This is a genomic window from Sphingopyxis sp. LK2115, assembly GCF_014595975.1.
Taxonomy (GTDB): domain Bacteria; phylum Pseudomonadota; class Alphaproteobacteria; order Sphingomonadales; family Sphingomonadaceae; genus Sphingopyxis.
The window spans coordinates 97,853-119,875 of the sequence record NZ_JABWGQ010000060.1 but is presented as its reverse complement, the minus strand read 5'-3'; the positions used below and the strand labels follow the sequence as shown (position 1 = coordinate 119,875).

The following is a 22,023-nucleotide window of genomic DNA, read 5'->3' as shown; positions in this document are numbered from 1 at the left end:
CAAAAACGGGGTCAGGCGCCTTGCAATGGTGCCGCAACAACAGGACAAATCTCATGGGTGACCATAAAGACAATGGCATCAACATCGATCCGGCTTTCGTTCGCGCGCTCGCCGAATTGCTCGACGACACGCAGCTGAGCGAAATCGAGGTCGAAGACGGCGACCGCAAAGTGCGCGTCGCGCGCAACCTGACCGCCGCCGCCGCGCCCGTCGCCTATGCGCCGCCGTCCGCGGCAGCCGCGCCCGCCGCCGCCACCGCTCCGGCGCCCGCTGCCGCCGCCGCTGCCGCAGCGCCCGCTGCCGACAGCTTCGCCGACGCGGTCAAGTCGCCGATGGTCGGCACCGCCTATCTTGCGCCGGAGCCGGGGGCGCCGAACTTTGCCGCCGTCGGCTCGGCTGTGAAGGCAGGCGACACGATCCTGATTATCGAGGCGATGAAGGTGATGAACCCGATCACCGCGCCGACGGCGGGCACGTTGAAAGCCGTGCATGTCGAGAACAGCCAGCCGGTCGAGTTCGACCAGCCGCTGTTCACCATCGGATAAGGTCCGCCCATGGCCATCGAAAAACTGCTCATCGCCAACCGCGGCGAGATTGCGCTGCGCATCCACCGTGCCTGTCACGAAATGGGCATTCGGACGGTCGCGGTCCATTCGACCGCCGACACCGATGCCATGCACGTCCGCCTCGCCGACGAGGCGGTGTGCATCGGCCCGCCCGCGGCGAAGGACAGCTATCTCAACATTCCGGCGATCATCTCGGCCGCCGAGATCACCGGCGCCGACGCGATTCATCCGGGCTATGGTTTCCTGTCCGAAAACGAACGCTTCGCCGAGATCATCGAAGCGCATGACATGATCTTTGTCGGGCCCAAGCCCGAACATATCCGCACAATGGGCGACAAGGTCGAGGCAAAGCGCACCGCGGTCGCGCTGGGCCTTCCCGTCGTTCCGGGCTCGCCGGGCGCCGTCACATTCAACGACGAGACGAAGCGGCTCGCCAAAGACATCGGCTATCCCGTGCTCATCAAGGCCGCCTCCGGTGGCGGCGGACGCGGCATGAAGGTGGTGCCCGACGAGGACAGCCTCGAAAGCCTGATGGGTCAGGCTTCGTCCGAAGCGGCTGCGGCATTCGGTGACCCGACCGTTTACATGGAAAAATATCTGGGCAACCCGCGCCACATCGAGTTCCAGGTGTTCGGCGACGGCAGGGGCAATGCCATCCACCTCGGCGAGCGCGACTGCTCGCTCCAGCGCCGTCACCAGAAGGTGCTCGAGGAAGCGCCCTCGCCGGTGATTTCGGCCGAGGAACGCGCCCGCATGGGCAAGGTGTGCGCCGACGCGATGGCGGCGATGGGCTATCGCGGTGCGGGCACGATCGAGTTCCTCTGGGAAAATGGCGAATTTTTCTTCATCGAGATGAACACGCGCATCCAGGTCGAACATCCGGTGACCGAGATGATCACCGGTTTCGACCTGGTGCGCGAACAGATCCGCATCGCGGGCGGCGCCGGACTTTCGGTAAAGCAGGACGAGCTGGAGTTCCGCGGCCATGCGATCGAATGCCGCATCAATGCCGAGGATCCGCGCACTTTCCTGCCCTCGCCCGGCAAGGTCACCGCCTATCATCCCGCGGGCGGGATGCACGTTCGCGTCGATAGCGGGCTTTACGCGGGCTATTCGATCCCGCCCTATTATGACAGCATGATCGGCAAGCTGATCGTCTATGGCCGCAGCCGCGAAAGCTGCATGATGCGGATGCGCCGCGCGCTTGAGGAAATGGTGATCGGCGGCGTCAAGACGAACATCCCGCTCCATCAGGCGCTGCTCGCCGACCCCGACGTCATCCACGGCGACTATACGATCAAATGGCTGGAAGAATGGCTGGCAAAGCAGGATGAGGGCGGCGCGGCCTAGGGTCAGGCCGTCGCCCCCTGCGCGGGCCGGGGTTCCACCGTCGAGCCTCTGGCCTTCACCGGAATGACGAATGCGCTTCTGGCTTGCGGTCAGCCGTGCCGTAGCCGCCTTTCGCCAGCGCTTCTTTTTGGCTATGGGCTTTGCCCATGGCCAGAAACGCTCCCTTTGCCGCGCGTCCCGTTGCGCTCATCCTCCTTTCGTTCGGCCTGCTCGCGGCCCCCGCGCTTGCGCAAACCGACGTCAAGGAAGATTCGGTCGTCCTCCAGCCCGACAAGGTGACCGACGACGCGCCGGTCGTCGCGGCGCAGATCGAAATGCCGAGCTGGACGGAGGAGAATGCAACCGCGCTGCTGAGCTTTATCGAAAGGGTCGGCGACGAAGGGCTGTTCGCCAGAGATTATAATCCCGATGCGCTCGCCGCTGCGATCCTGGCCGACGATCAGGCCCGGCTCGACAAGCTCGCGACCGATACCTTCCTGCTGCTCGCCACACATCTGCGCGACGGGCGCACGCCCAATGCGGCGCGCAAACAATGGTTTATGACCGACAGCGATGGTGAAACCGAACCGCTTCCCGCGCTTCTGACCGCCGCGCTCGGCGCCGGGACGGTGCCCGAAACGCTGGCGAGCCTGAACCCCGTCCATCCCGATTTCGCGGCGCTCAGGGCGTCGCTGAAAAAGGCGAAGACAAGCGCCGACGCCAACGCCATCCGCGTCAATATGGAACGCTGGCGCTGGATGCCGCGTGACCTTGGCGAACGCTATGTCGTCAGCAATGTCCCCGAATATCTGACGCGCGTCGTCCATGGCGGCACCGTCATCGCGACGCACAAGGCCGTCGTCGGCAAGAAATCGACCCCGACGCCGCAGCTCAACCCGATGGCGACCGGCATCATCGTCAACCCGAACTGGACGCTGCCGCGCAGCATCATCAACGAAGGCATCGGCGCGACGATCGCGCGCAACCCGGCGGCCGCGCGCGCGCAGGGCTATACCTGGACCGGCAGCGGCAAGACGCTGTCGGTGGTGCAGAAACCGGGACCGAACAATGCGCTCGGCGTGATGAAGATGGAAATGCTCAACGAACATGCCATCTATCTTCACGATACGCCGTCCAAGGAAGCGTTCAATGCCGCGGCGCGCGCCTTCAGCCACGGCTGCATCCGCACCGAACGCGCGCTGCACTTTTCGGGCCTGATGGCCGTGATGTTCGCAGGTCGCAGCCCCGAGGAGTTCGGCGAAGCCATCGCCAGCGGCAAGACGACGCGCTTCGGTTTCGACCAGCCCTTCCCCGTCTATGTCGCTTATTGGACCGTCGTGCCCGACGGCAAGGGCGGTGTGAAAAAGCTGGCCGACCTGTACGAGCGCGACGCACCCGTCGTCGCAAGCTTCGCCAAGCCCGGCAGACCGGCCGCAACGGTGATCGCGCCGGTGGCGCCGCCGGTCGTCCCGACGGTCGAAACGACGGTGCGCGTCACGACGCCGGGGACCAGCGGCATTTATTGAGCGCCGTCGGCTGGCAGCCATAAGGAAAGGGCCGGAGTTTCCCCCGGCCCTTCCCCAAATCCGATACGCTTCGATCAGGCGCCGGTCAGTTCGGCCGTATCGACCTTCACGCCGGGACCCATCGACGACGACAGCGCGACCTTGCGGACATATTTGCCCTTGGCGCCGGCCGGCTTCGCCTTGACGATCGCGTCGACGAAGGCGTCGAAGTTCTGGCGCAGCTTTTCCTCGCCGAACGACAGCTTGCCGAGGCCGGCGTGGACGATGCCGACCTTTTCGACGCGGAACTCGATCTGACCGCCCTTGGCGGCCTTCACGGCTTCGGCGACGTTCGGGGTGACCGTGCCCAGCTTCGGGTTCGGCATCAGCCCCTTCGGACCCAGCGTCTTGCCGAGGCGCCCGACGATGCCCATCATGTCCGGCGTCGCGATGACGCGGCCATAGTCGAGGTTGCCCGCGAGCATGTCTTCCATCAGGTCTTCGGCGCCAACCTTGTCGGCGCCGGCGGCCAGCGCCTTTTCGGCATTGTCGCCGCGCGCGAACACCGCGACCTTGACATCCTTGCCGGTGCCGGCGGGCAGCGTGACGACGCCGCGGACCATCTGGTCGGCGTGACGCGGATCGACGCCCAGGTTCATCGCGATTTCCAGCGTTTCGTCGAACTTGGCCGATGCCAGTTCGCGCACCAGCTTGATCGCTTCGTCGACGCCATGCAGCTTGGCCTTGTCGACCTTGCCCTCGAGGGCCTTCTGCTTCTTGGTCAGCTTGGCCATGGTCAGCCCTCCGTCACTTCGAGGCCCATCGAGCGGGCGCTGCCTTCGATGATCTTCGTCGCCTGTTCGATGTCGTTGGCGTTGAGATCCTTCATCTTGATCTCGGCGATTTCGGCAAGTTTCGAGCGCGCAATCTTGCCGCCGCTGATCTTGCCGGGTTCCTTCGATCCCGACTTCAGGTTCGCCGCCTTCTTGATGAGGTAGGTCGCCGGGGGCGTCTTGGTGACGAAGGAAAAGCTCTTGTCGGCATAGACGGTGATGATCGTCGGCGTCGGCGTGCCCTTTTCAAGCCCGTCGGTCGCCGCGTTGAACGCCTTGCAGAACTCCATGATGTTGACGCCGCGCTGACCGAGCGCCGGCCCGAGCGGCGGCGAGGGGTTCGCGGTCCCCGCCGGAACTTGCAGCTTGATATAGCCGCTGATCTTCTTGGCCATGACGGCCTCCTTTCTTTCTGTCGCCCCGAACCTGGGTCCGGGGCTCAAAATAAGCGGTCAAGCAGAGGGCATCACCCCTCCTCCCGCGCGGAATCGCACCCGTGTCTGATGCGAAGCGGCGCCGTTAGCGGGTATGGCTGGAAAACGCAAGCATTGGTCGCCGACGCGATCGCTGCCTATCCGCCAGCCGCGCCTTCGGGCCGCGTGAGGCGCAGCAGGCCTTCCTGCATCGCCGAGGCGATCAGCGTGCCGTCCCGGCGGTAGATCAGCCCGCGATTGATGCCGCGGCTGCCGCCGGTCCAGTCGCTGTCCATGACATAGACGAACCAGTCGTCGACGCGGATGTCGTCGTGAAACCACATCGCATGGTCGAGGCTGGTCGAAAACAGCCCCGGCGTCGACCAGGTGAAACCGTGCGGCAACAGCGACGAGGAGAGCAGCCCCATGTCGGAGGCATAGGCAAGGAAAGCGCGGTGGAGCAGCGGATCGTCGCCGATCGGCGCCGCGAGCCGATACCATTGATAATGTGCTGTGGCCTTTTCGGTCGAGGGCGGACGGAAACTGCGGATCTCGAACGGCCGCAGCCGCGCCATGCGGTCAAGCTGCGCGTCGCTGACATTGGGGTCGGCGGCCATATTCTCGACGAACTCGGCGCATTGTTCGGGCGGCAGCAGGTCGGGCATCGGCGCCTGGTGCATCGCGCCCGGCTCGGGCGCGTGAAAGGATGCGGTCAGGTTGAAGATCACCTTGCCATCCTGTCGAACCACGACGCGGCGGTTGGCGAAGCTGCGCCCGTCGAAATCGCGGTGGACGCGGAAATGGAGCGGCTTGGCCTCGTCGCCGCCGCGCAGGAAATAGGCGTGGAGCGAATGCGCCGCCTTGCCGGGTTCGACGGTGCGCGCCGCCGCGACGAGCGCCTGCGCGATCACCTGGCCGCCAAAGATTCGCTGGCGCGTCGGCTTGGCAAAGGCGGGAAAGGTGAACTCATCCTCCAGCCCCGGCACGGGTTCGAGGTCGAACAGCCGCGTCACCGCCGCGACGACCTTTTCGGGCGAAAAGGCGGCCTGGATTTCGCGCGCGCGTTCGATGCGGGCCTGAATCGCGTCGGGAGAAAGGGAACTCATATGACGGCCTGCCCCTGATCCGTCGCCCCGCGCAGGCGGGGGCCGCCGTCGGCATAGCGCAACGCGGCCGATGGCCCCCGCCTGCGCGGGGACGACGCTTATTTCATCCGTTCCACCTGCTCGAAATCGAGTTCGACCGGCGTGGCGCGACCAAAGATCGAAACGCTGACCTTGACGCGCGCCTTGTCGAAGTCGAGTTCCTCGACGACGCCGTTGAAGCTGGCGAACGGGCCTTCGAGCACCTTGACCTGATCGCCGATTTCATAATCGACGCGGATTTCCGTCTTCGGACGCGCCGCGGCCTCTTCCTTGCTGTTCAGGATGCGCGCGGCTTCGGCCTCGCTGATCGCCTGCGGCTTGCCCGACGACCCCAGAAAGCCCGTGACCTTCGGCGTATTCTTGACGAGGTGATAGACATCGTCGGTCATCGTCAGCTTGGCGAGGACGTAACCGGGGAAGAATTTGCGCTCGGCCTGAACCTTCTTGCCGCGCTTGACCTCGGTCACGGTTTCGACCGGCACCTCGACCGCCTCGACAAAGTCGGTGAGCCCCATGCGTTCGGCTTCGGCGAGCACCGAATCGCGAACCTTGTTCTCGAAACCCGAATAGGCGTGAATGATGTACCAGCGCGCCATAATGATCCGTATCCTGTCGTGAAAGCCGCGAGCTTTAGCGCGCGAGCGACGTCAGCCAGCTGACGATGTAACTGAAAACCGTATCGACGCCGAGGAAGAAAAGCGACAGGATCGTGGCCATGATCAGCACCAGGATCGTCGTCTGCACCGTTTCGCGGCCGGTGGGCCAGACGATCTTGCCAGCTTCGGTCTTCACCTGATTGACGAATTCGCCGATTTTGACTTTCGCCATGTCCGTTCCGTCCTCGTAAGCGTCAAAGTTACCGGCCAGATGGGTCGTCGTCCCCGGCGCGTCAAGCGCGCTTCGGGCAACAGTCCGTCCACCCTCCCCGAACATGTCGGCGAAAGGCGGAAGCAAAACGGCGCATCTGTCCGAATGACAGCGGCCTTTACTTGCGCGCCGTGGCGATTGCAAGCGGATGGTCGCGGGCGAAGTCACGGCGCATCAGCAAGAGCATCAGCACCATCACCGCCCGGCTGGCGGCCGGCCGGAGCGCAAAAAAAGAGATGCAACTCGCGCACCGCCGCCGCGCCGACGGGCGAGGCGCGGACACCGCCGCTGGCAGGGGAACTGGCCAGGCGACGGCGCTTACCCGAGGGGAGGAAGCCCAATGCTTTCGGCCATTGACAGCCGTGTCAATGAAACTGGCATATCCTGAAATGCGATATGAACGGCCGAAGGCGCCAGTCGATCTCTTCCCTGCCCAGCCATTCTTCCTCGATTCCCGCCAGCGCGTTGAGCATCGAATCGCCGAATACGATGTTGAGGAACAATTTCGCCGCGGCTTCGGGATCGTCGATGTCGGCCTCGCCCGCCGCCGCCCAACGGGTGAAAAGCTCGGTCAACTCGGCGATCGCGGGCAGATGGATATCGCGATAGATGCCGACTGCAAAATCACGGTCGCGCACGCTTTCCGACACCAGCATGCGCATGAGTGCGATCGCGCGCGGCGATTGCATCGCATCGCTCTGCCGGTAGGCATAGCTTTTAAGAATGTCCACGTTCGACATGGCCGCGGTCGCCGCCGGATCGGGGGGGCAGAACGCCGTCTCCTCGGACCACCGCGTCGCCATGGCCCGCAGCAGGCCCTGCTTGTTCCCGAAAAGGTCATAAAGCGTCGCCAGAGAGCCACCCGAACGCCGGACAATATCGGCCAGACTGGTGCGGTCATAACCCTGTTCGAGGAACAGAGCCTCTGCCGCATCCAGAATCGCATTGTGCCGCCGTTCGCGCGGTGATCCTGTATCTCTTTGAGATAAGGTCGTTCCCGGCTCGGTCAATTTTTCGATCCTCCTCCCTTGCCCACGACTGTAATTTGAATTACACAGCGCTGTCGGCGCAAGCTTTCGCCTATAAAAACATCCCGCACAACAGCGAATATTCAGGGGTCAACATGAGTCGCGTCTCTCCTCCCCGCTGCGCCATCGGCGCCGCAATTGCCCTGCTGCTGGCCAGTTGCTCGTCCGAAGCGCCATCCGCGCCGCCGCCGCCCGAAGTGAATATCGTCACCGTCCGCGCGCAGACCGTGCCCAATGTGATCGAGCTACCCGGCCGCGTCCAGGCATATCGGACGTCGGAGGTTCGGGCGCGTGTCGACGGCATCGTCGAACGCCGCCTGTTCGACGAAGGCAGTTTCGTCCGCGCGGGCACCGCGCTTTTCCGTATCGACCCGCGCCAGCTGATCGCGAACGCCAATGCCGCGCGCGCGCAGCTGGCCCGCGCCCAGGCGACGGCGGCGAACGCGCGGCAGGTGGTTGCGCGCTATCAGCCGCTGCTCGCCGACCAGGCGATCGGCAGGCAGGAATATGACGCCGCCGTCGCCGCGCAACGCACCGCCGAAGCCGATGTCCAGGCGGCGCAGGCCAATCTTGAATCGGCGCGGCTCAACCTCGGCTATGCGTCGGTCACCGCGCCGATTTCAGGCCGCGCGCGCCGCGCCGAAGTGACCGAGGGTGCGCTCGTCAGCGCGGCGCAGGGCACGCTGCTGACGACCATCGAACAGATCGACCGCGTCTACGTCAATTTTGGCCAGTCGAGCTCGGACCTGCTGGCGACGCGCCGCGACATGGGATCGGGCCGGATCAGCGCGCCGCGGCTCGAAAGGGTCGAAGTCCAGCTTATCCTCGAGGACGGCAGCGCCTATCCGGTCGTCGGCCATCTCGACTTCCTCGACCTGTCGATCGACGAGGCGACGGGGACCGCCGCGCTGCGCGCCGAGTTCCCCAACCCCAACGCGGCGCTCCTCCCCGGTCAGTTCGTGCGCGCGCGCATCTTTGCCGGCAACCGTGCCGACGGGATGCTGATCCCGCAGCGTGCGGTCAGGCTGACGGCCGACAACGCGAGCGTGATGGTGCTCGATGCGAAAAATGTTGCGACGCCGCGCCCGATCAAGCTCGGCGCGATGGTCGCGGGCCAATGGGCGGTGCTCGACGGGCTGAAACCCGGCGACCGGGTGATCGTCGACGGGCTGCAAAAGGTGCAGCCGGGCCAGCCGGTGCGCATCGCGCCGCCCAAGGGAACGGCGTCGACGCCGCCCGCAAAGCGCTGATCCGGCATGACCCCCCGCTTTTTCATCGACCGGCCCATTTTTTCCTGGGTCATCGCCATCGGCATCCTGCTTGCCGGGATCATCGCCCTGCGCGGCTTGCCCGTCGAGCAATATCCGTCGGTCGCACCGCCATCGCTGACGATCGGCGTGACCTATCCCGGCGCCGATGCAAGCACGCTCGAGCAGAATGTCACGCAGGTCATCGAACAGGAGCTGAACGGCGTCGAGGGCTTCCTCTACATGGCCTCGACCAGCGAATCCAACGGCACCGCGTCGATCACCCTGACCTTCGAGGCGGGCACCGACATCGACAATGCGCAGATGGAGGTGCAGAACCGCCTGCGCCGCGTCGAGCAGCGCCTTCCCGAAGATGTGCGACGCCAGGGCATTTCGGTGACCGAAGCCAATTCGGGCTTTCTGCTGATCGTCGCGATCACGTCGAAAAGCGGCAACACCGACCCGATGGAGGTCAATAATTTCGCCAACACGCGCGTGCTCGACGAGCTCAGGCGCGTGAATGGTGTCGGCAACGTCCAGGCGTTCGCGCCCGAATATGCGATGCGCATCTGGCTCGATCCGCAAAAGCTCGCTTCCTACAATCTCTCCGCCGCCGAAGCGCTGGGCGCGGTGCAGGAACAGAACAGCCAGACGCCGGGCGGCCAGCTGGGCGACCAGCCGATCGCCAATGGGGCGCAGCTCAACGCCGTGATCACGACGCAGGGCCGCTTCACCAAAGCCGAACAGTTCGAAAGCATCATCCTGCGCGCCAACCCCGACGGGTCGGCGGTGACGCTGGCCGACGTCGGCCGCGTCGAGCTGGGTTCGGCGAGCTATCTCTTTTCGTCCGAACTCAACGGCAAGCCGATGGCGGGCCTTGCGGTCCAGCTGACCCCCGGCGCCAATGCGCTCGCGACCGCCGAAGGCGTGCGCGCGAAAATGGCAGAGCTGGAAAAAGGCTTCCCGCCCGACATCGGCTGGTCGATCCCCTATGACACCACCCCCTTCATCCAGCTGTCGATCGAAGAGGTGGTGATCACGCTGGTCGAGGCGATGGTGCTCGTCTTCCTCATCATGTTCCTGTTTCTGCAGAACTGGCGTGCGACGGTGATCCCGACCGTGGTCGTCCCGATCGCGCTCGCCGGCGCGTGCCTCGGCCTCTGGATGTTCGGTTTTTCGATCAACTTGCTGACGCTGTTCGGCATGGTGCTGGCGATCGGCATTCTGGTCGACGATGCGATCGTCGTGATCGAGAATGTCGAGCGGATCATGAACGAGGAACATCTGTCGCCCTATGACGCGACGGTGAAAGCGATGGGGCAGATCACCAGCGCGATCATCGGCATCACGCTGGTGCTGATCGCGGTGTTCATCCCGATGGCCTTCTTCCCCGGATCGACCGGCGGCATCTATCGCCAGTTTTCGATGACGCTGGCGATCTCGATCGCCTTCTCGGCCCTGCTCGCGCTCACGCTGACGCCGGCGCTCTGCGCAACGATGCTGAAGCCGCACGACCAGACGCAGCGGACGGGGCCCGTCGGCGTGTTCTTCGATCGCTTCTTTGCGCGCTTCAACGAATGGTTCGGGCGCACGACCAACCGCTATCAGCGCAGCGTGGGCAGAATGCTCGCCGCGCCGCTGCGCTGGCTTGGCGTGTTCGTCGCGATGGTCGCGGTGACCGCGCTGCTGTTCTTCCGCCTGCCCGGATCCTTTCTGCCGCAGGAAGATCAGGGTTATCTGATCACCGTGATCCAGGCGCCGCCCGGCGCCACGACGCAGCGCACCAACGAAGCGACGAAACAGGTCAAGGCCTTCTTCGCCGAACAGCCGCAGGTCGCGAACATCGTCCTCGTCAACGGCTTCAGCTTCTTTGGCCAGGGGCAGGCGAATGCGATCATGTTCACCCCGCTGAAACCCTGGGACGAGCGCACCGGCGAAGGCGACAGTGCCGACGCGATCGCGGGCAAGGCGATGGGCACGTTGATGGGCATCAAGGAAGCCTTCGCCTTTTCGCTCAGCCCGCCGTCGATTCCCGAACTCGGCACATCGAGCGGCTTTACCTTCAAGCTGCAGGATCGCGGCGCGAACGGGCGCGACGCGCTGGTCGCGGCGCGCAACCAGATGCTCGGCGGCGCGATGCAGAGCAAGCTGCTCGCCAATGTCCGGCCCGAGGGGCAGGAAGATGCCCCGGTGCTGAAGCTCGACATCGACCGCATCCAGGCACGCGCGCTGGGTCTGTCGATTGGAGACGTGAATGCAACGCTCGCGATCAGTTTCGGCAGCGCTTATGCCAATGACTTCACGCGCGAAGGCCGCGTGCTGCGCGTGCTGCTCCAGGCCGACGCGGCCAACCGGATGACGCCGCAGGATGTGCTCGACCTGCGCGTGCGCAGCGCGACGGGCGACATGGTGCCCTTTGGTTCGTTCAGCAAGGCCGAATGGTCGGCCGAACCTCCGCAGCTTCAACGTTACAACGGTTATCCGGCGATGACGATCTCGGGCGAACCCGCGCCGGGCCAGTCGACCGGCGAGGCGATGGCCGAGATGGAGCGGCTGGCGGAACAACTGCCGGCGGGATTTTCCTATGAATGGACCGGCATATCCTATGAAGAGAAGCAGTCGGCGGGGCAGATCGGCATGTTACTGGGCCTTTCGCTGGTCGTCGTCTTTCTGCTGCTCGCGGCGCTCTATGAAAGCTGGTCGGTGCCGGTCGCGGTGCTGCTGGTGGTGCCGCTGGGCGTGCTTGGCGCGGTGCTTTTCTCGATGTTCCGCGGGCTGTCGGCCGATATCTATTTCAACGTCGGCCTGATCACGATCATCGGGCTTGCCGCGAAAAATGCGATCCTGATCGTCGAATTCGCGATCGAACAGGAAGCCGAGGGCAAATCGACGCTCGACGCGGTGATGGAGGCGGTGAAGCTGCGCCTCAGGCCGATCATCATGACCAGCCTGGCCTTCATCCTCGGCATGGTGCCGCTCGTCATTGCGACCGGCGCGGGCGCAGCCAGCCGCATAGCGGTGGGAACGGGCGTGATGGGCGGGATGATCGCCGCGACGGTGCTGGGCATCTTCTTCATCCCGCTCTTCTATCTGTCGGTGCGCAAGTGGCTGAGCCGCAAGCGTCCCCCCGCCCCCGCCGAGAAAGGCCATCATCAGGAGCCTGGCCATGCGTAAGCTGATTGCGCTCGCCGCAGCGACCACGCTCGCTGGATGCGTGAACATGGCGCCACCGCACGAGCGGCCGCCGCTGGCGACCGCGGCCGATTATCCCGCTGATTTCGCGGGCGACGTGACGCCCGGCCAGCGCGCGACCGATATCGCTTGGCGCGATTTCTTTGCCGATCCGCGGCTCGAAGCGCTGATCGCCGAGGCGGTTGCCCATAACCGCGACCTGGCCGTTGCGGTGGCGCAGATCGAGGAGGCGCGCGGCCTCTATCGCATCCAGGCGGCCGATCGCCTGCCGACCATCGGCGCCAGCGCCGACGCGACGCGAACCCGCGGTCCGTCGCTGACCGGCGCGGGCACCGATACGACGAACCGCTATTCGGTCGGCGTCGGGGTCACCTCGTTCGAGCTCGATTTCTGGGGGCGCGTCAAGAATCTTTCCGAAGCGGCGCGCAGCCAATATCTCGCGACCGAGGCGGCCGAGCGCGCCTTTCGCCTTGCGCTCGTCCGCGACGTTGCCTCGACCTATTTCGCCTCGCGCGGCGCCGAGGAGCAGATCGAGCTTGCCGAAGCGACAGTGACGAGCCGCAAGGAAGGGCTGCGCATCGCCAAGCGCCGCCTCGACGCCGGGGTCACCTCGGCGCTCGACTATCGCCAGTCGGAAACGCTGCTGACGCAGGCAGAGACGCAGCTTGCCAGTCTGAAACTCGGCAAGGCGCAGGCCGACAATTTCCTCGCCGTGCTGACCGGCGGTCCGGTGACCGCCCCCCTGCCCGCGCCGCTCCCGCTTGTCGCTCAGGCCGGGGCGCCCGCGCTGACCGCAGGTCTGCCGTCGGACCTGCTTGTCGCCCGCCCGGATATCGTCGCGGCCGAGGAACGGCTGCGCGCCGCGCGCGCCAATGTCGGCGCAGCGCGCGCCGCCTTTTTCCCGTCGATATCGCTCACCGGCAGTTTCGGCTTTGCGTCGGGCGCGCTCGACGATCTGTTCGGCGACGATGGGATGACCTGGAGCTTCGGTCCGTCGATCAGCCTGCCGATCTTCGATTTCGGGCGGCGGCAAGGCAATCTGACCGTCGCCCAGGCGCGCGAGGACATCGCCGTCGCCACCTATGAACGGACCGTGCAAGGCGCCTTCCGCGAAGTCGCCGACGCGCTCGCAGCGCGGCGCTATCTCGCGGAGCAGGTGGCGGCGCAGGAACGCGGCACGCTCGCGACGCGGCAGATCGCCGACCTCGCGCGCAAACGGTACCGGGAAGGCGTTTCGACCTATCTCGAAGTGCTCGACGCCGAACGCAATCTGTTTGCGTCCGAACAGGCGCTGATCGAGCTGCGCCGCGCGCAGGTCGACAATCTGGTCACCCTCTATGTCGCGCTCGGCGGCGGGCTGGTCGAACGCGCGGGGGGCGAGGCGCGGTGAGCAGCGAGACGCTGCTGCTCAAAAATCTGCTCGGCCCGCAAGCGATCGCGACGATCGCCGACGCCGGGGCGGCGGCCGCGCCGCGCTTCGACCGGCCGATGTTCGTGCGCGCCGCATCGGACGGCCTCGACGCGTTGTCGATCATGGAACGCGTGCGCCATATCGCCGATGCGCTGCACCGTGCACTGCCCGATGACTATGGCGCTACGCTCGACACTTTGCGCGCAATGGCGCCGCGATTGACGCACGGATTTCAGGCGATCGCGATCACCGAAATCGTGGCGCGTCATGGCCTCGACGATTTCGACCGCTCGATGGCGGCGCTCGCCGACCTCACGCGCTTTGGTTCGGCAGAGTTCGCGATCCGTCCGTTCCTCGCTGCCGATCCCGACCGCGCGCTGGCGACGATGGAGCGCTGGACCGCAAGCGCCGACGAGCATGTCCGGCGGCTTGCAAGCGAAGGCGCCCGGCCGCGCCTGCCGTGGGCTGCGCGGGTGTCGGCGCTGAAGGCCGATCCCACACGCGCCGCGCCTATCCTCGAAGCATTGAAGGCCGACCCCGCCATCTATGTTCGCAAGTCGGTGGCCAACCATCTCAACGACATTGCGAAAGACCGGCCCGATTGGCTGGTCGAGCGACTGGCGCAGTGGCCGCGGGACAACGAACGCACCGCGTGGATCATCCGCCACGCGCTGCGCACGCTGATCAAAAAGGGCGATCCCGCCGCGCTTGCGCTGATCGGCGTCGGACACGGGGCAGCGGTGACGGTGCGCCGCTTTGTTGTCGAACCCGCGTCGGTGCGCCTTGGCGAGCGGATTGCCATCGCCGCCGAGCTGGCGTCCGAATCACCCGACGATCAGCCGCTGGTGGTCGATTACCGCATCCATTACGCGCGATCCGGCGGCAAGAGCGCGCCCAAGGTGTTCAAGCTCAAAAGCTTCACGCTAGCGGGCCGCGGCACCGCCGTGCTGTCGATCTCTCAGACGATACGCGATTTCACGACGCGCCGCCATCATCCGGGGCGGCACAGGATCGAATTGATCGTCAATGGTCGGGGCGTTGGCGAGGCGTGGTTCGATCTTCTGGCCGACCGCAACGATTAGTCCCGGCCGCCGCTGTCCGGATCGTCATCCCGGCGCAGGCCGGAATGCCGGAATTAACCGAATCAATTGCCCGGCGGCGCCCCGGTATCGGGTCCGATCGGTTCGGGCTGGCGGTCCTCTATCGGCACGCGAAGGTCGATGCGGCTGCCGTTGATTTCCGTCGAGATCACGGCGTCGCCGTCCCGGATGCCGATGCGCGTGCCGTCGGCGATGGGAATGTCGTCAACGTCAGGAATGACCGGGCTGTCCTGCGGCTCGACAGGCCCGGTCGGATCGACGCGGCGCGGCCGCGGCGACGCCTTTTGCCCCGCCGCCTGGACCATGAAATCGCGCCACATGCGCGCGGGCAGGCCGCCGCCCGTAATCCCCTGAAGCGGGCTGTTGTCATCATTGCCGATCCAGATGCCGACAACGAGGCCGCCCGCATAGCCGACGAACAGCGCGTCGCGATTGTCCTGGCTGGTTCCCGTCTTGCCGAAATTGGGTTGCGGCAGCCGCGCCGCGCGGCCCGTTCCCCGATTGACCGCGGCACGCAGCATCCTTTCCATATCCTTGTGCACACGCGACCCAAAGCGCGATGGCCCCCAGACCAGATTTTCGAGCCAGCCCTTTTCCTCGGCCTTGAAGGCGTGCGGTTCGACCGGATAGCTGTTTGCCGCAACGGCGGCATAGGCGGCGGTGAGTTCGAGCAAGGTCATGCTCGACGTTCCGAGGGCAAGGCTGGGGTCACCCTCGGCCAGCGGGGCGGTGACGCCCAGATCGCGCGCCATGTCGATGACCTTGTCGCTGCCGACTTCGCCGAACAGGCGCACGGCGGCGACGTTGCTGGACGATGCAAAGGCATCTTCGAGGCTGATCTGCCGCGAATAGGCGCCGCCCGCATTTTTGGGGCGATAGGCGCCCGTTTCGATCGCACGGTTGTCGATCATGTCATCGGGTTCCCACCCGGCACGCAAGGCAGCAAGATAGACGAACAGCTTGAAGGTGGATCCCGGCTGGCGCCGCGCCTGCGTCGCGCGGTTGAAGGGCGAGGCGACATAATCCTTGCCGCCGATCATCGCGACGACCTCGCCATTCGGGCGCATCGCGACAAGCGCGACCTGCGCCTTGCCCAGCTCCGCCCGGCTGGTGACGCGCCGCGCGATCGCCTGAAGCCGCGCGTCGAGCGTCGTCTTGATCGTCTGGCGCGAATAGCCGACGTCGCTCAATTTGCGCGCCTCGGGCAGCGCCCAGTCGGCAAAATAGGTGCCCGTGGGCAGCGTATTGCGCGTGCGCACGTCGATGCGCGGGGTGCGGATCGCGCGCGCCTCGCGCTCGGTCATCCGGCCCGTCGCGACCATGGCGTTCAGCACCAGCTTCATGCGCTTTTCGGCAAGGTCGGGATTACGCGTGGGGGCGAGGCGCGAGGGCGCCTGCACCAGCCCCGCGAGCATCGCCGCCTGCGCCGGAGTCAGATTTTCGGGCTGGCGGTAGAAATAATGGAGCGACGCGGCGCGCAGCCCATAGGTGTTGTCGCCGAAATAGGCGTTCGACAGATAGCGTTCGAGGATCTCGTCCTTCGTCAGCCACGCCTCCAGCCAGAAAGCGATCAGCGCCTCGCGCGCCTTGCGCCCCAGCGTGCGCTTCGGCGTCAGGAAAGTGAATTTGGCGAGCTGCTGGGTGATGGTGCTGCCACCCTGTGTCGGACCGCCGGTCATGTTGCTCCACACGGCGCGCGCGATGCTGCGCAGGTCGATGCCCCAGTGCGAATAGAAGCGCCGGTCCTCGATCGCGAGGAACGCGCCGGTGACATGGTCGGGCAGGTCGCGCACCTTGACCGGCCGATCGACGATCGCCCCCGACCGCGCGATCGGCGTCCCGTCGGACGCGAGCAGGGTAATCTGCGGCGGCGCGATCGGTTCGAGCGATTTCGAGAGCGGCGCGGTGAGCGCAAGCCAGCCGACGAGCAGAATGAAAATCAAGCACAAAACGGCAAAGCCGCGTGCGATCCGGCGCATCCACTTGCGCCGCCGCGATTCGGGAACCGGCGGGGCCGCAGGCGGCGTCGATGACGGCGGAACGTCGGCGAATGGCTCGCCGGGCGTCATCGCAAGGGCGGGGTCGGAGCCTTCGGATTTGCGGAACCAGGTCATGCTTGGGGCCGTATTACAGCCCCAACACAGCATAGGCAAATGGCTTGTCGTCCGGCGTCAGCTGCCCGCGCTACGCCGGTGTCGCGCGCGATGCGCCGGAGCGCCCGCGCCTTCGACTGGCCGAGTTCGTCGGCGCCCTTTTCATCCGGCCCCGGCATCGCCGGTCGATACCGGATCGCCCGTCGCGTCGCGGCGACAATGATCGTCCGTTCCAAGGTTCAGCCGCGAGATGTCGCCCCGGTCGAGCTGGATCAGATTAGCAACGCGAATGTCGTGCAATTAGGCGGCGCGCAGGCCGGAGACGGTGGCTGCTCAACGGATCGCGCCGCCCCGGAACAGCCGCGGCACGAGCGTCAGCGCGGCGATCAGCGGCCAGCGTCGCTGCCAGGGCTTGATCTCGATCTTCGTTCCCGCGTGGCGGTTGATCTTCCACGCCAGATAATCAATCCCGCCAGCATAGGTCAGGCTGGCCTTGGCAAGGCGCGCGATACTGATGAGCTTGCCCTCGACCCGCCGCCGCCGCCAGCCGCCGCTCCGCGCTCCGGCCGGAATCGCAGCGATAGCAGGCGCGCTGAAGCGCTCGTAACGGACAGTATCGGCATCGACGACCGACTGCGCACGGTCGCTGCGCTCGGCGCGCAGTTCAACCGAGTAAGTGAGCCGAAAGGCGCGGCGCCACCAGTCCAGCGGCGCTTCGCCCGCCTGTCGCCCCGCAGCCGCAAGCAAGGCAGGCGCGGCGCGCGCCACCGCCGCGACGGCACGATCGCGAGCGGTATCGTCGACCGCCCAGACGAGCCGCGAAGGTTGCGCGAAACGCGCCCATACCGACACATTGCGCGTCTCCGGCCCGTTCAGGCGGTGGAAATCGGCTTCGCTCAGCACCGCATATTTGGCGATCAATCCGCCGTGCTCAAAAGGAAAGACGTTGGGCGGGATCAGGCGGTTCGCGACCGCCATCCAGCGTTTCGGATAGGCGTCGCCATAATCCGACACAATCAGGTAGAAATCGAGCATCAGGCCGTCGAGCGCGCTTTCGCGCAGACAGCTTCCGTAAAACAGCACCGCGCGCGCGCTGCCGGGATAGCGCTCGGCGATCGCGGCGGCCATCGCGGTCACGCGCGGATCGACCGGGGTGGACAGTTCGTCGCGAACCAGCTGCGCCAGTTGTTCCGCATCCGCGAGCGAAGAAGACGAGGGGCCTGTTCCAGCGAGTCGCGAAATCCTGTCGGGGCTCGGCTTCGCTCGGTCGGCCCCCTCGTCGTCGCCGGGGAATATGGGAACGGGAATCGGATCGTCCATTTTTGCTGACGGTGTCGCGCTCAGGCGGCGAGACGCAGGAAGGGGACCGGCTGCGTCGAGGTGAGGATGATCGGCGCGCCGCTCCTGGCCTCGAAAATCTCGCCGTCGAGGATCACGTTCGACCGCTCGCCCTCGATCCGTATCTCGTCGCCCTGCTGGAAGTGCACGCCGGCGAGTTGCTTTTGTCCGAGCGTGCCACGCCAGGTCGCACCGAGCATCCTCAACAGCGCGCCGACATTGCTGTCGGTCGCGAGCAGCTTCATATGGCCGTTGCTGCCATGGCTGTCGCTGGTGCGGATACTGAGCAGCAGTTTTTCGAGCGTCGTGACGATGAGCAGCGAAAATTTGCCCTTGAACTCGCCCTGGCGGACGAGCGACACGGTCATCGGTTCGGGCTTGGGCGGCAGGCGCCCGCCGCCGATGCCAAAGACGATCGCGAACAGCCCAAGGATCGCCGCGAGGAAATGCGAAATGCCGTTGGGCAGGCCGAGCGGATAGATACGGTTGCGGCAATAAAGCATGACGTCGGCAAGATAGGCGCCGCCGAGGAACATGCCGAGCACCGGGCGGGTGTTGCCGCCGCCGTCGAGCGCGATAAGCTGGCGCTCGATCACATGGTCGTCGATCTCGCCCGCCTGGACGAGATCGAGCACGCGCTGGAGCGCCTTGATCGGGTCACCCTCGGCGCCGAGGTCGAGCGCGATCAAATTGGTCTTGCCATTGGGCAGCACCGCAACCGGTGGCGGCGAACCGCCGAAATGACCGCCCGAATAAAGCTCGGTCAACGCCGCCTGCACCGTGCCGTCGCCGCCGTTGATCGCAACGACGCGCGGGGACACCATGGCGATCGTGCGGATCGCCTCGCCGATCTGTTCGACGTCCTCCACCTCATAGTGAAAAATGTCGGGGTGCGCCGCGCAAAACTCGCGAACCCGCGGCAATTGCGAGCGGTTTCCCGTCGAGCGAGGATTCGAGAGGAGCGCGACACTGGCCATCGGCGGTTTACATATATTTCATCGTGATCGAGATGGTCCGCGGCGCATCGCCGACCGAAAAGGCCGTCTTCTTGTAGCTCGGCTTGCCGAGGTTGAAGATGTTGATGCTCGGATTGTTCGACATGCCGCCACCATCCTTGCTGATGTCGGTCTTGCCATTGCCGTTGACGTCGTGCCGCACGGCGATGGCGTAGACACCCGCTTCGGGCAGGGGGACGCAGACCGTCATCGATCCGGCGCGCGCCGGCACCTCGATACGCGCGAGCCAGCGGCCCTTTTCCAGCCAGTCGGTCGACGTTCCGCGATAGCTTTGCACGCGAATCTTGCCGCTCGACGCCTTGATCCCGTTGATCTGGACCAGCGTCGACGGCCCGCTGCGGCAATTGGCGAGATCGTTCGGGATCACCCGGCCCATGGCGTGCGCCGTGGACCCCGCCGCCAGCAGAGCGACGGCAATCAGACCCGATACAAATTTCGACATGACCTCAAAACCTCCAGAGGCTATAGCCACGTCCGCGCCCGCACGGCGCACGCCGACATGGGTCCCTGTCGCCCTTGAATCGGCATATGGAAAACATTTGCGGCCAAAACATGGTGATGGGGCGACGAAAGATTGAATAAGCTGCCTGCCATCGACCGCTACATCGCGCGGCTCATCTTTTTCCCCATGCTCGGCACGCTTGTGCTATCGGCGATGCTGCTCGTGCTCGAAAAGATGCTGCGGCTGTTCGATTTCGTCGCGACCGAGGGCGGGCCGGTCAGCGTCGTGTGGCGGATGCTCGCGAACCTGATCCCCGAATATCTTTCGCTCGGCATTCCGATCGGGCTGATGCTGGGGATTCTCCTCGCTTTCCGAAGACTTGCGACATCGAGCGAGCTTGACGTGCTGAAAGGCGTCGGCATGAGTTTCGGGCGGCTGATGCGAATGCCCTATGTCTATGCGGTCGGCCTTGCCGCGCTCAACCTGGCGATCGTCGGCTTCATCCAGCCCTATGCACGCTATGCCTATGAAGGCCTGCAGTTCGAGCTCCGATCGGGCGCGCTCGGCGCATCGATCAAGGTCGGCGAGTTCACCAGACTGGGCGACCGGATGACGCTGCGCATCGAGGAAAGCTATGACGAGGGCCGCAGCTTGCGCGGCATTTTCGTGCGCGGCGAGCAGCGCGACGGCCAGCGCGTGTCGGCGACGGCGTCGCGCGGGCAGTTCCTGGCCACCGACGATCCCGACACCATCATCCTGCGGCTGTCGCAGGGCGTATTGATCCACGAATCGCCCAGGTTCGCGGTTCCGCGCGTGCTGACCTTCGACAATCACGACCTGCCGATCCCGCTGCCCAAGATCGAGGCCTTCCGTCTGCGCGGCGGCGCCGATCGCGAAATGACGATCCCCGAACTGTTCGTCGCCGGCAAGGACAGCAGCCAGAGCGAACAGACGCGGCTCGAATCGCGCGCCAATTTCCACTTCCGCATCGTCGAAGTGATGTCGATGTTCCTGATCCCGCTGATCGCGGTCGCGCTGGCGGTGCCGCCGAAACGATCGACCTCCTCGCTCGGCGTCTTTCTGTCGATCGTGCTGCTCGTCACCCAGCACAAGATCAACCAATATGCCGAGGATCTGGGCGCGCGCGGCGCGGTCGATCCGCTGATCGCGCTCTGGGTGCCCTTTCTCCTCTTCGCGGCGCTTGCGATCTGGATGTATTACACGATCGCACATGTTCCGGGCGGCCAGCCGATCGGCGCGCTCGAGCGCGTCGCGGCAAAGGGTGCCGGATGGGTCCGTGACCTCGTCCGCCTGTTCCAGCGCGAGCAAAGGCGGGGTTGATGCACCAGCTTCATTTCTTTCCGTCGCGCACCATGGCGCTTTATGTCGGGCGGCTGTTCCTGTTTCGCACCTTCGCAATCCTCTTCGCGCTCGTGCTCATCCTCCAGACACTCGACCTGCTCGGCGAAAGCGGCAAGATCCTGGCCGTCGCGGGCAACGACGACAGCGACGTGTGGCGCTATGTCGGGATGCGGATGCCGCAGATTATCGAGACTTTCCTGCCCTTTTCGGTGCTGCTCGGCACGATATTGACGATGGTGACGCTCAACCAGAACAGCGAGGTCGTCGCGATGAAGGCCGCGGGCATGTCGGCGCATCAGGTGCTGGCGCCGCTGTTCCTCGCCGCGTTGCTGGTTGCCGGGATCAGCTTTGCCTTCAATGAACGCATCGTCACGCGCTCGACCGCGGCGCTCAGCGCGTGGCAGAAGGTCGAATATCGGCGCGTCCCCGCCGACAGCGGGGTGCGCAGCAACATCTGGGTTCGCGACGGCGACGATCTGATCAACGCCGAAACGGTCGAGACTGCGGGCGCGGCAGTCGTGCTGCGCGGCGTCACCATCTATGAACGCACCGGCGGCGTCCTGTCGTCGATGCTGTCGGCCGACAGCGCGCGCGCGCTGCCCGGCGGCGGCTGGGAATTGACGAACGCGCGGCGCTTTGAGCGCCGGTCGGGGACGCTCGCACAGCTGGGCACGATCATTGCAGCGCGCGATGTGCGCCCCGACCAGTTCACGCTGGCGCAGGTCGATGGCGACGAACTGCCCTTCCTGAAACTGAAAGCCGCGATCGACGATCTCGAAGCCGCGGGGCGCCCGGTCGAGGCGCTGAAAGGCGTGCTGTGGCACAAGATTTCGGGGCCGCTGTCGGCGATTTTGATGCCGCTGCTGGGCGCGGTCGCGGCATTCGGCCTGGCGCGATCGGGCAAGCTGTTCGTGCGCGCGATCATCGGCATGGCGCTCGGCTTCGCCTATTTCGTCGCCGACAATTTCGCGCTGGCGATGGGCGATCTGGGGGCCTATTCGCCCTTCCTTGCCGCATGGGGGCCGTTCATATTGTTCGCGCTGATCGGCGAGATGATCTTGATCCGGACCGAGGAATAGGTTCTGACCATCGACCTTCGACCGGGTGTGGACATTCCCCGTCCTTGAAAACTCGTC

General features: G+C 65.4%; 20 protein-coding genes. 9 read left to right on the top strand and 11 right to left on the bottom strand.

Features of this window, described 5'->3' with window-relative positions; genetic code table 11:
* Positions 1–53 precede the first annotated feature (53 nt).
* The 3 genes from accB to HUW43_RS14730 all read left to right on the top strand — a co-directional run bounded on the left by accB (position 54) and on the right by HUW43_RS14730 (position 3,421).
* Entirely contained in the window at positions 54–545 is a 492-nt protein-coding gene (accB, locus tag HUW43_RS14740) for an acetyl-CoA carboxylase biotin carboxyl carrier protein (RefSeq protein ID WP_188238106.1), read from the top strand.
* A gap of 9 nt (positions 546–554) precedes the next feature.
* Entirely contained in the window at positions 555–1,916 is a 1,362-nt protein-coding gene (gene accC / locus HUW43_RS14735) for an acetyl-CoA carboxylase biotin carboxylase subunit (protein WP_188238105.1), read from the top strand.
* Positions 1,917–2,062: 146 nt separating this feature from the next.
* Positions 2,063–3,421: a L,D-transpeptidase family protein gene (locus tag HUW43_RS14730; protein ID WP_223181565.1), complete on the top strand. Its 1,359-nt coding sequence runs from the start codon at positions 2,063–2,065 to the stop codon at positions 3,419–3,421.
* A 74-nt stretch (positions 3,422–3,495) separates the two neighbouring features.
* Here the strand turns inward: HUW43_RS14730 and rplA are convergent, their stop codons facing one another.
* The 6 genes from rplA to HUW43_RS14700 form a co-directional block, all read right to left on the bottom strand.
* On the bottom strand, positions 3,496–4,194 hold the full coding sequence (gene rplA, locus HUW43_RS14725; protein ID WP_188238104.1) for a 50S ribosomal protein L1: 699 nt from the start codon (positions 4,192–4,194) through the stop codon (positions 3,496–3,498).
* A 2-nt stretch (positions 4,195–4,196) separates the two neighbouring features.
* Complete coding sequence (gene rplK / locus HUW43_RS14720; RefSeq protein ID WP_011541735.1) at positions 4,197–4,628, bottom strand: 50S ribosomal protein L11; 432 nt, start codon at positions 4,626–4,628, stop codon at positions 4,197–4,199.
* 176 nt (positions 4,629–4,804) lie between these two features.
* Positions 4,805–5,752, bottom strand: a complete 948-nt coding sequence (locus HUW43_RS14715) for an acyl-CoA thioesterase (protein WP_188238103.1) — start codon at positions 5,750–5,752, stop codon at positions 4,805–4,807.
* A gap of 98 nt (positions 5,753–5,850) precedes the next feature.
* Complete coding sequence (gene nusG / locus HUW43_RS14710) at positions 5,851–6,387, bottom strand: transcription termination/antitermination protein NusG (protein WP_011541737.1); 537 nt, start codon at positions 6,385–6,387, stop codon at positions 5,851–5,853.
* Positions 6,388–6,421: 34 nt separating this feature from the next.
* Positions 6,422–6,619, bottom strand: a complete 198-nt coding sequence (gene secE / locus HUW43_RS14705) for a preprotein translocase subunit SecE (protein ID WP_120219750.1) — start codon at positions 6,617–6,619, stop codon at positions 6,422–6,424.
* Positions 6,620–7,023: 404 nt separating this feature from the next.
* The gene (locus HUW43_RS14700; protein WP_188238102.1) at positions 7,024–7,668 is read right to left on the bottom strand and encodes a TetR/AcrR family transcriptional regulator; all 645 of its coding nucleotides are present in this window, start codon (positions 7,666–7,668) and stop codon (positions 7,024–7,026) included.
* A gap of 113 nt (positions 7,669–7,781) precedes the next feature.
* Between HUW43_RS14700 and HUW43_RS14695 the strand changes: the two genes are divergently transcribed.
* The 4 genes from HUW43_RS14695 to HUW43_RS14680 are packed head-to-tail and all read left to right on the top strand — an operon-like array spanning position 7,782 to position 14,618.
* The gene (locus tag HUW43_RS14695) at positions 7,782–8,936 is read left to right on the top strand and encodes an efflux RND transporter periplasmic adaptor subunit (RefSeq protein WP_188238101.1); all 1,155 of its coding nucleotides are present in this window, start codon (positions 7,782–7,784) and stop codon (positions 8,934–8,936) included.
* 6 nt (positions 8,937–8,942) lie between these two features.
* Entirely contained in the window at positions 8,943–12,107 is a 3,165-nt protein-coding gene (locus HUW43_RS14690; protein ID WP_188238100.1) for an efflux RND transporter permease subunit, read from the top strand.
* Positions 12,100–13,515 carry an efflux transporter outer membrane subunit gene (locus HUW43_RS14685; RefSeq protein WP_188238099.1) on the top strand — a complete coding sequence of 472 codons (1,416 nt, stop codon included), beginning with the start codon at positions 12,100–12,102 and terminating at the stop codon, positions 13,513–13,515. Before HUW43_RS14690 ends, HUW43_RS14685 begins: the two co-directional genes overlap by 8 nt.
* Positions 13,512–14,618 carry a DNA alkylation repair protein gene (locus HUW43_RS14680; RefSeq protein WP_188238098.1) on the top strand — a complete coding sequence of 369 codons (1,107 nt, stop codon included), beginning with the start codon at positions 13,512–13,514 and terminating at the stop codon, positions 14,616–14,618. The genes HUW43_RS14685 and HUW43_RS14680 overlap by 4 nt, the downstream gene beginning before the upstream one ends.
* Before the next feature lie 62 nt (positions 14,619–14,680).
* Here HUW43_RS14680 and HUW43_RS14675 read toward each other — a convergent pair whose 3' ends face one another.
* The 5 genes from HUW43_RS14675 to HUW43_RS14655 form a co-directional block, all read right to left on the bottom strand.
* The gene (locus HUW43_RS14675; RefSeq protein WP_223181564.1) at positions 14,681–16,750 is read right to left on the bottom strand and encodes a transglycosylase domain-containing protein; all 2,070 of its coding nucleotides are present in this window, start codon (positions 16,748–16,750) and stop codon (positions 14,681–14,683) included.
* A gap of 141 nt (positions 16,751–16,891) precedes the next feature.
* Entirely contained in the window at positions 16,892–17,029 is a 138-nt protein-coding gene (locus HUW43_RS14670; protein ID WP_188238097.1) for a hypothetical protein, read from the bottom strand.
* Positions 17,030–17,062: 33 nt separating this feature from the next.
* The gene (locus HUW43_RS14665; protein ID WP_223181563.1) at positions 17,063–18,049 is read right to left on the bottom strand and encodes a hypothetical protein; all 987 of its coding nucleotides are present in this window, start codon (positions 18,047–18,049) and stop codon (positions 17,063–17,065) included.
* Positions 18,050–18,069: 20 nt separating this feature from the next.
* A complete protein-coding gene (locus HUW43_RS14660) occupies positions 18,070–19,044 on the bottom strand; it encodes a diacylglycerol/lipid kinase family protein (protein ID WP_188238096.1) in 975 nt (324 codons plus the stop codon).
* Positions 19,045–19,051: 7 nt separating this feature from the next.
* Positions 19,052–19,525, bottom strand: coding sequence for a DUF2141 domain-containing protein (locus tag HUW43_RS14655; protein WP_188238095.1), 474 nt, complete (start codon positions 19,523–19,525; stop codon positions 19,052–19,054).
* Between the two features lie 132 nt (positions 19,526–19,657).
* Here HUW43_RS14655 and lptF point away from each other — a divergent pair, with 132 nt between their 5' ends.
* The gene (gene lptF / locus HUW43_RS14650) at positions 19,658–20,866 is read left to right on the top strand and encodes an LPS export ABC transporter permease LptF (protein WP_188238094.1); all 1,209 of its coding nucleotides are present in this window, start codon (positions 19,658–19,660) and stop codon (positions 20,864–20,866) included.
* The gene (gene lptG, locus HUW43_RS14645; RefSeq protein WP_188238093.1) at positions 20,866–21,966 is read left to right on the top strand and encodes an LPS export ABC transporter permease LptG; all 1,101 of its coding nucleotides are present in this window, start codon (positions 20,866–20,868) and stop codon (positions 21,964–21,966) included. The genes lptF and lptG overlap by 1 nt, the downstream gene beginning before the upstream one ends.
* Positions 21,967–22,023 lie beyond the last annotated feature (57 nt).

What these genes read in the sequence shown, in the direction of transcription:
- nusG (WP_011541737.1), bottom strand. Translation starts at nt 6,387, where the DNA reads ATGGCGCGCTGGTACATCATTCACGCCTATTCGGGTTTCGAGAACAAG.
- HUW43_RS14685 (WP_188238099.1), top strand. Translation starts at nt 12,100, where the DNA reads ATGCGTAAGCTGATTGCGCTCGCCGCAGCGACCACGCTCGCTGGATGC.
- rplA (WP_188238104.1), bottom strand. Translation starts at nt 4,194, where the DNA reads ATGGCCAAGCTGACCAAGAAGCAGAAGGCCCTCGAGGGCAAGGTCGAC.
- HUW43_RS14730 (WP_223181565.1), top strand. Translation starts at nt 2,063, where the DNA reads ATGGCCAGAAACGCTCCCTTTGCCGCGCGTCCCGTTGCGCTCATCCTC.
- HUW43_RS14665 (WP_223181563.1), bottom strand. Translation starts at nt 18,049, where the DNA reads ATGGACGATCCGATTCCCGTTCCCATATTCCCCGGCGACGACGAGGGG.
- HUW43_RS14655 (WP_188238095.1), bottom strand. Translation starts at nt 19,525, where the DNA reads ATGTCGAAATTTGTATCGGGTCTGATTGCCGTCGCTCTGCTGGCGGCG.
- secE (WP_120219750.1), bottom strand. Translation starts at nt 6,619, where the DNA reads ATGGCGAAAGTCAAAATCGGCGAATTCGTCAATCAGGTGAAGACCGAA.
- HUW43_RS14715 (WP_188238103.1), bottom strand. Translation starts at nt 5,752, where the DNA reads ATGAGTTCCCTTTCTCCCGACGCGATTCAGGCCCGCATCGAACGCGCG.
- lptG (WP_188238093.1), top strand. Translation starts at nt 20,866, where the DNA reads ATGCACCAGCTTCATTTCTTTCCGTCGCGCACCATGGCGCTTTATGTC.
- HUW43_RS14695 (WP_188238101.1), top strand. Translation starts at nt 7,782, where the DNA reads ATGAGTCGCGTCTCTCCTCCCCGCTGCGCCATCGGCGCCGCAATTGCC.
- accC (WP_188238105.1), top strand. Translation starts at nt 555, where the DNA reads ATGGCCATCGAAAAACTGCTCATCGCCAACCGCGGCGAGATTGCGCTG.
- HUW43_RS14660 (WP_188238096.1), bottom strand. Translation starts at nt 19,044, where the DNA reads ATGGCCAGTGTCGCGCTCCTCTCGAATCCTCGCTCGACGGGAAACCGC.
- HUW43_RS14690 (WP_188238100.1), top strand. Translation starts at nt 8,943, where the DNA reads ATGACCCCCCGCTTTTTCATCGACCGGCCCATTTTTTCCTGGGTCATC.
- accB (WP_188238106.1), top strand. Translation starts at nt 54, where the DNA reads ATGGGTGACCATAAAGACAATGGCATCAACATCGATCCGGCTTTCGTT.
- HUW43_RS14675 (WP_223181564.1), bottom strand. Translation starts at nt 16,750, where the DNA reads ATGACCTGGTTCCGCAAATCCGAAGGCTCCGACCCCGCCCTTGCGATG.
- rplK (WP_011541735.1), bottom strand. Translation starts at nt 4,628, where the DNA reads ATGGCCAAGAAGATCAGCGGCTATATCAAGCTGCAAGTTCCGGCGGGG.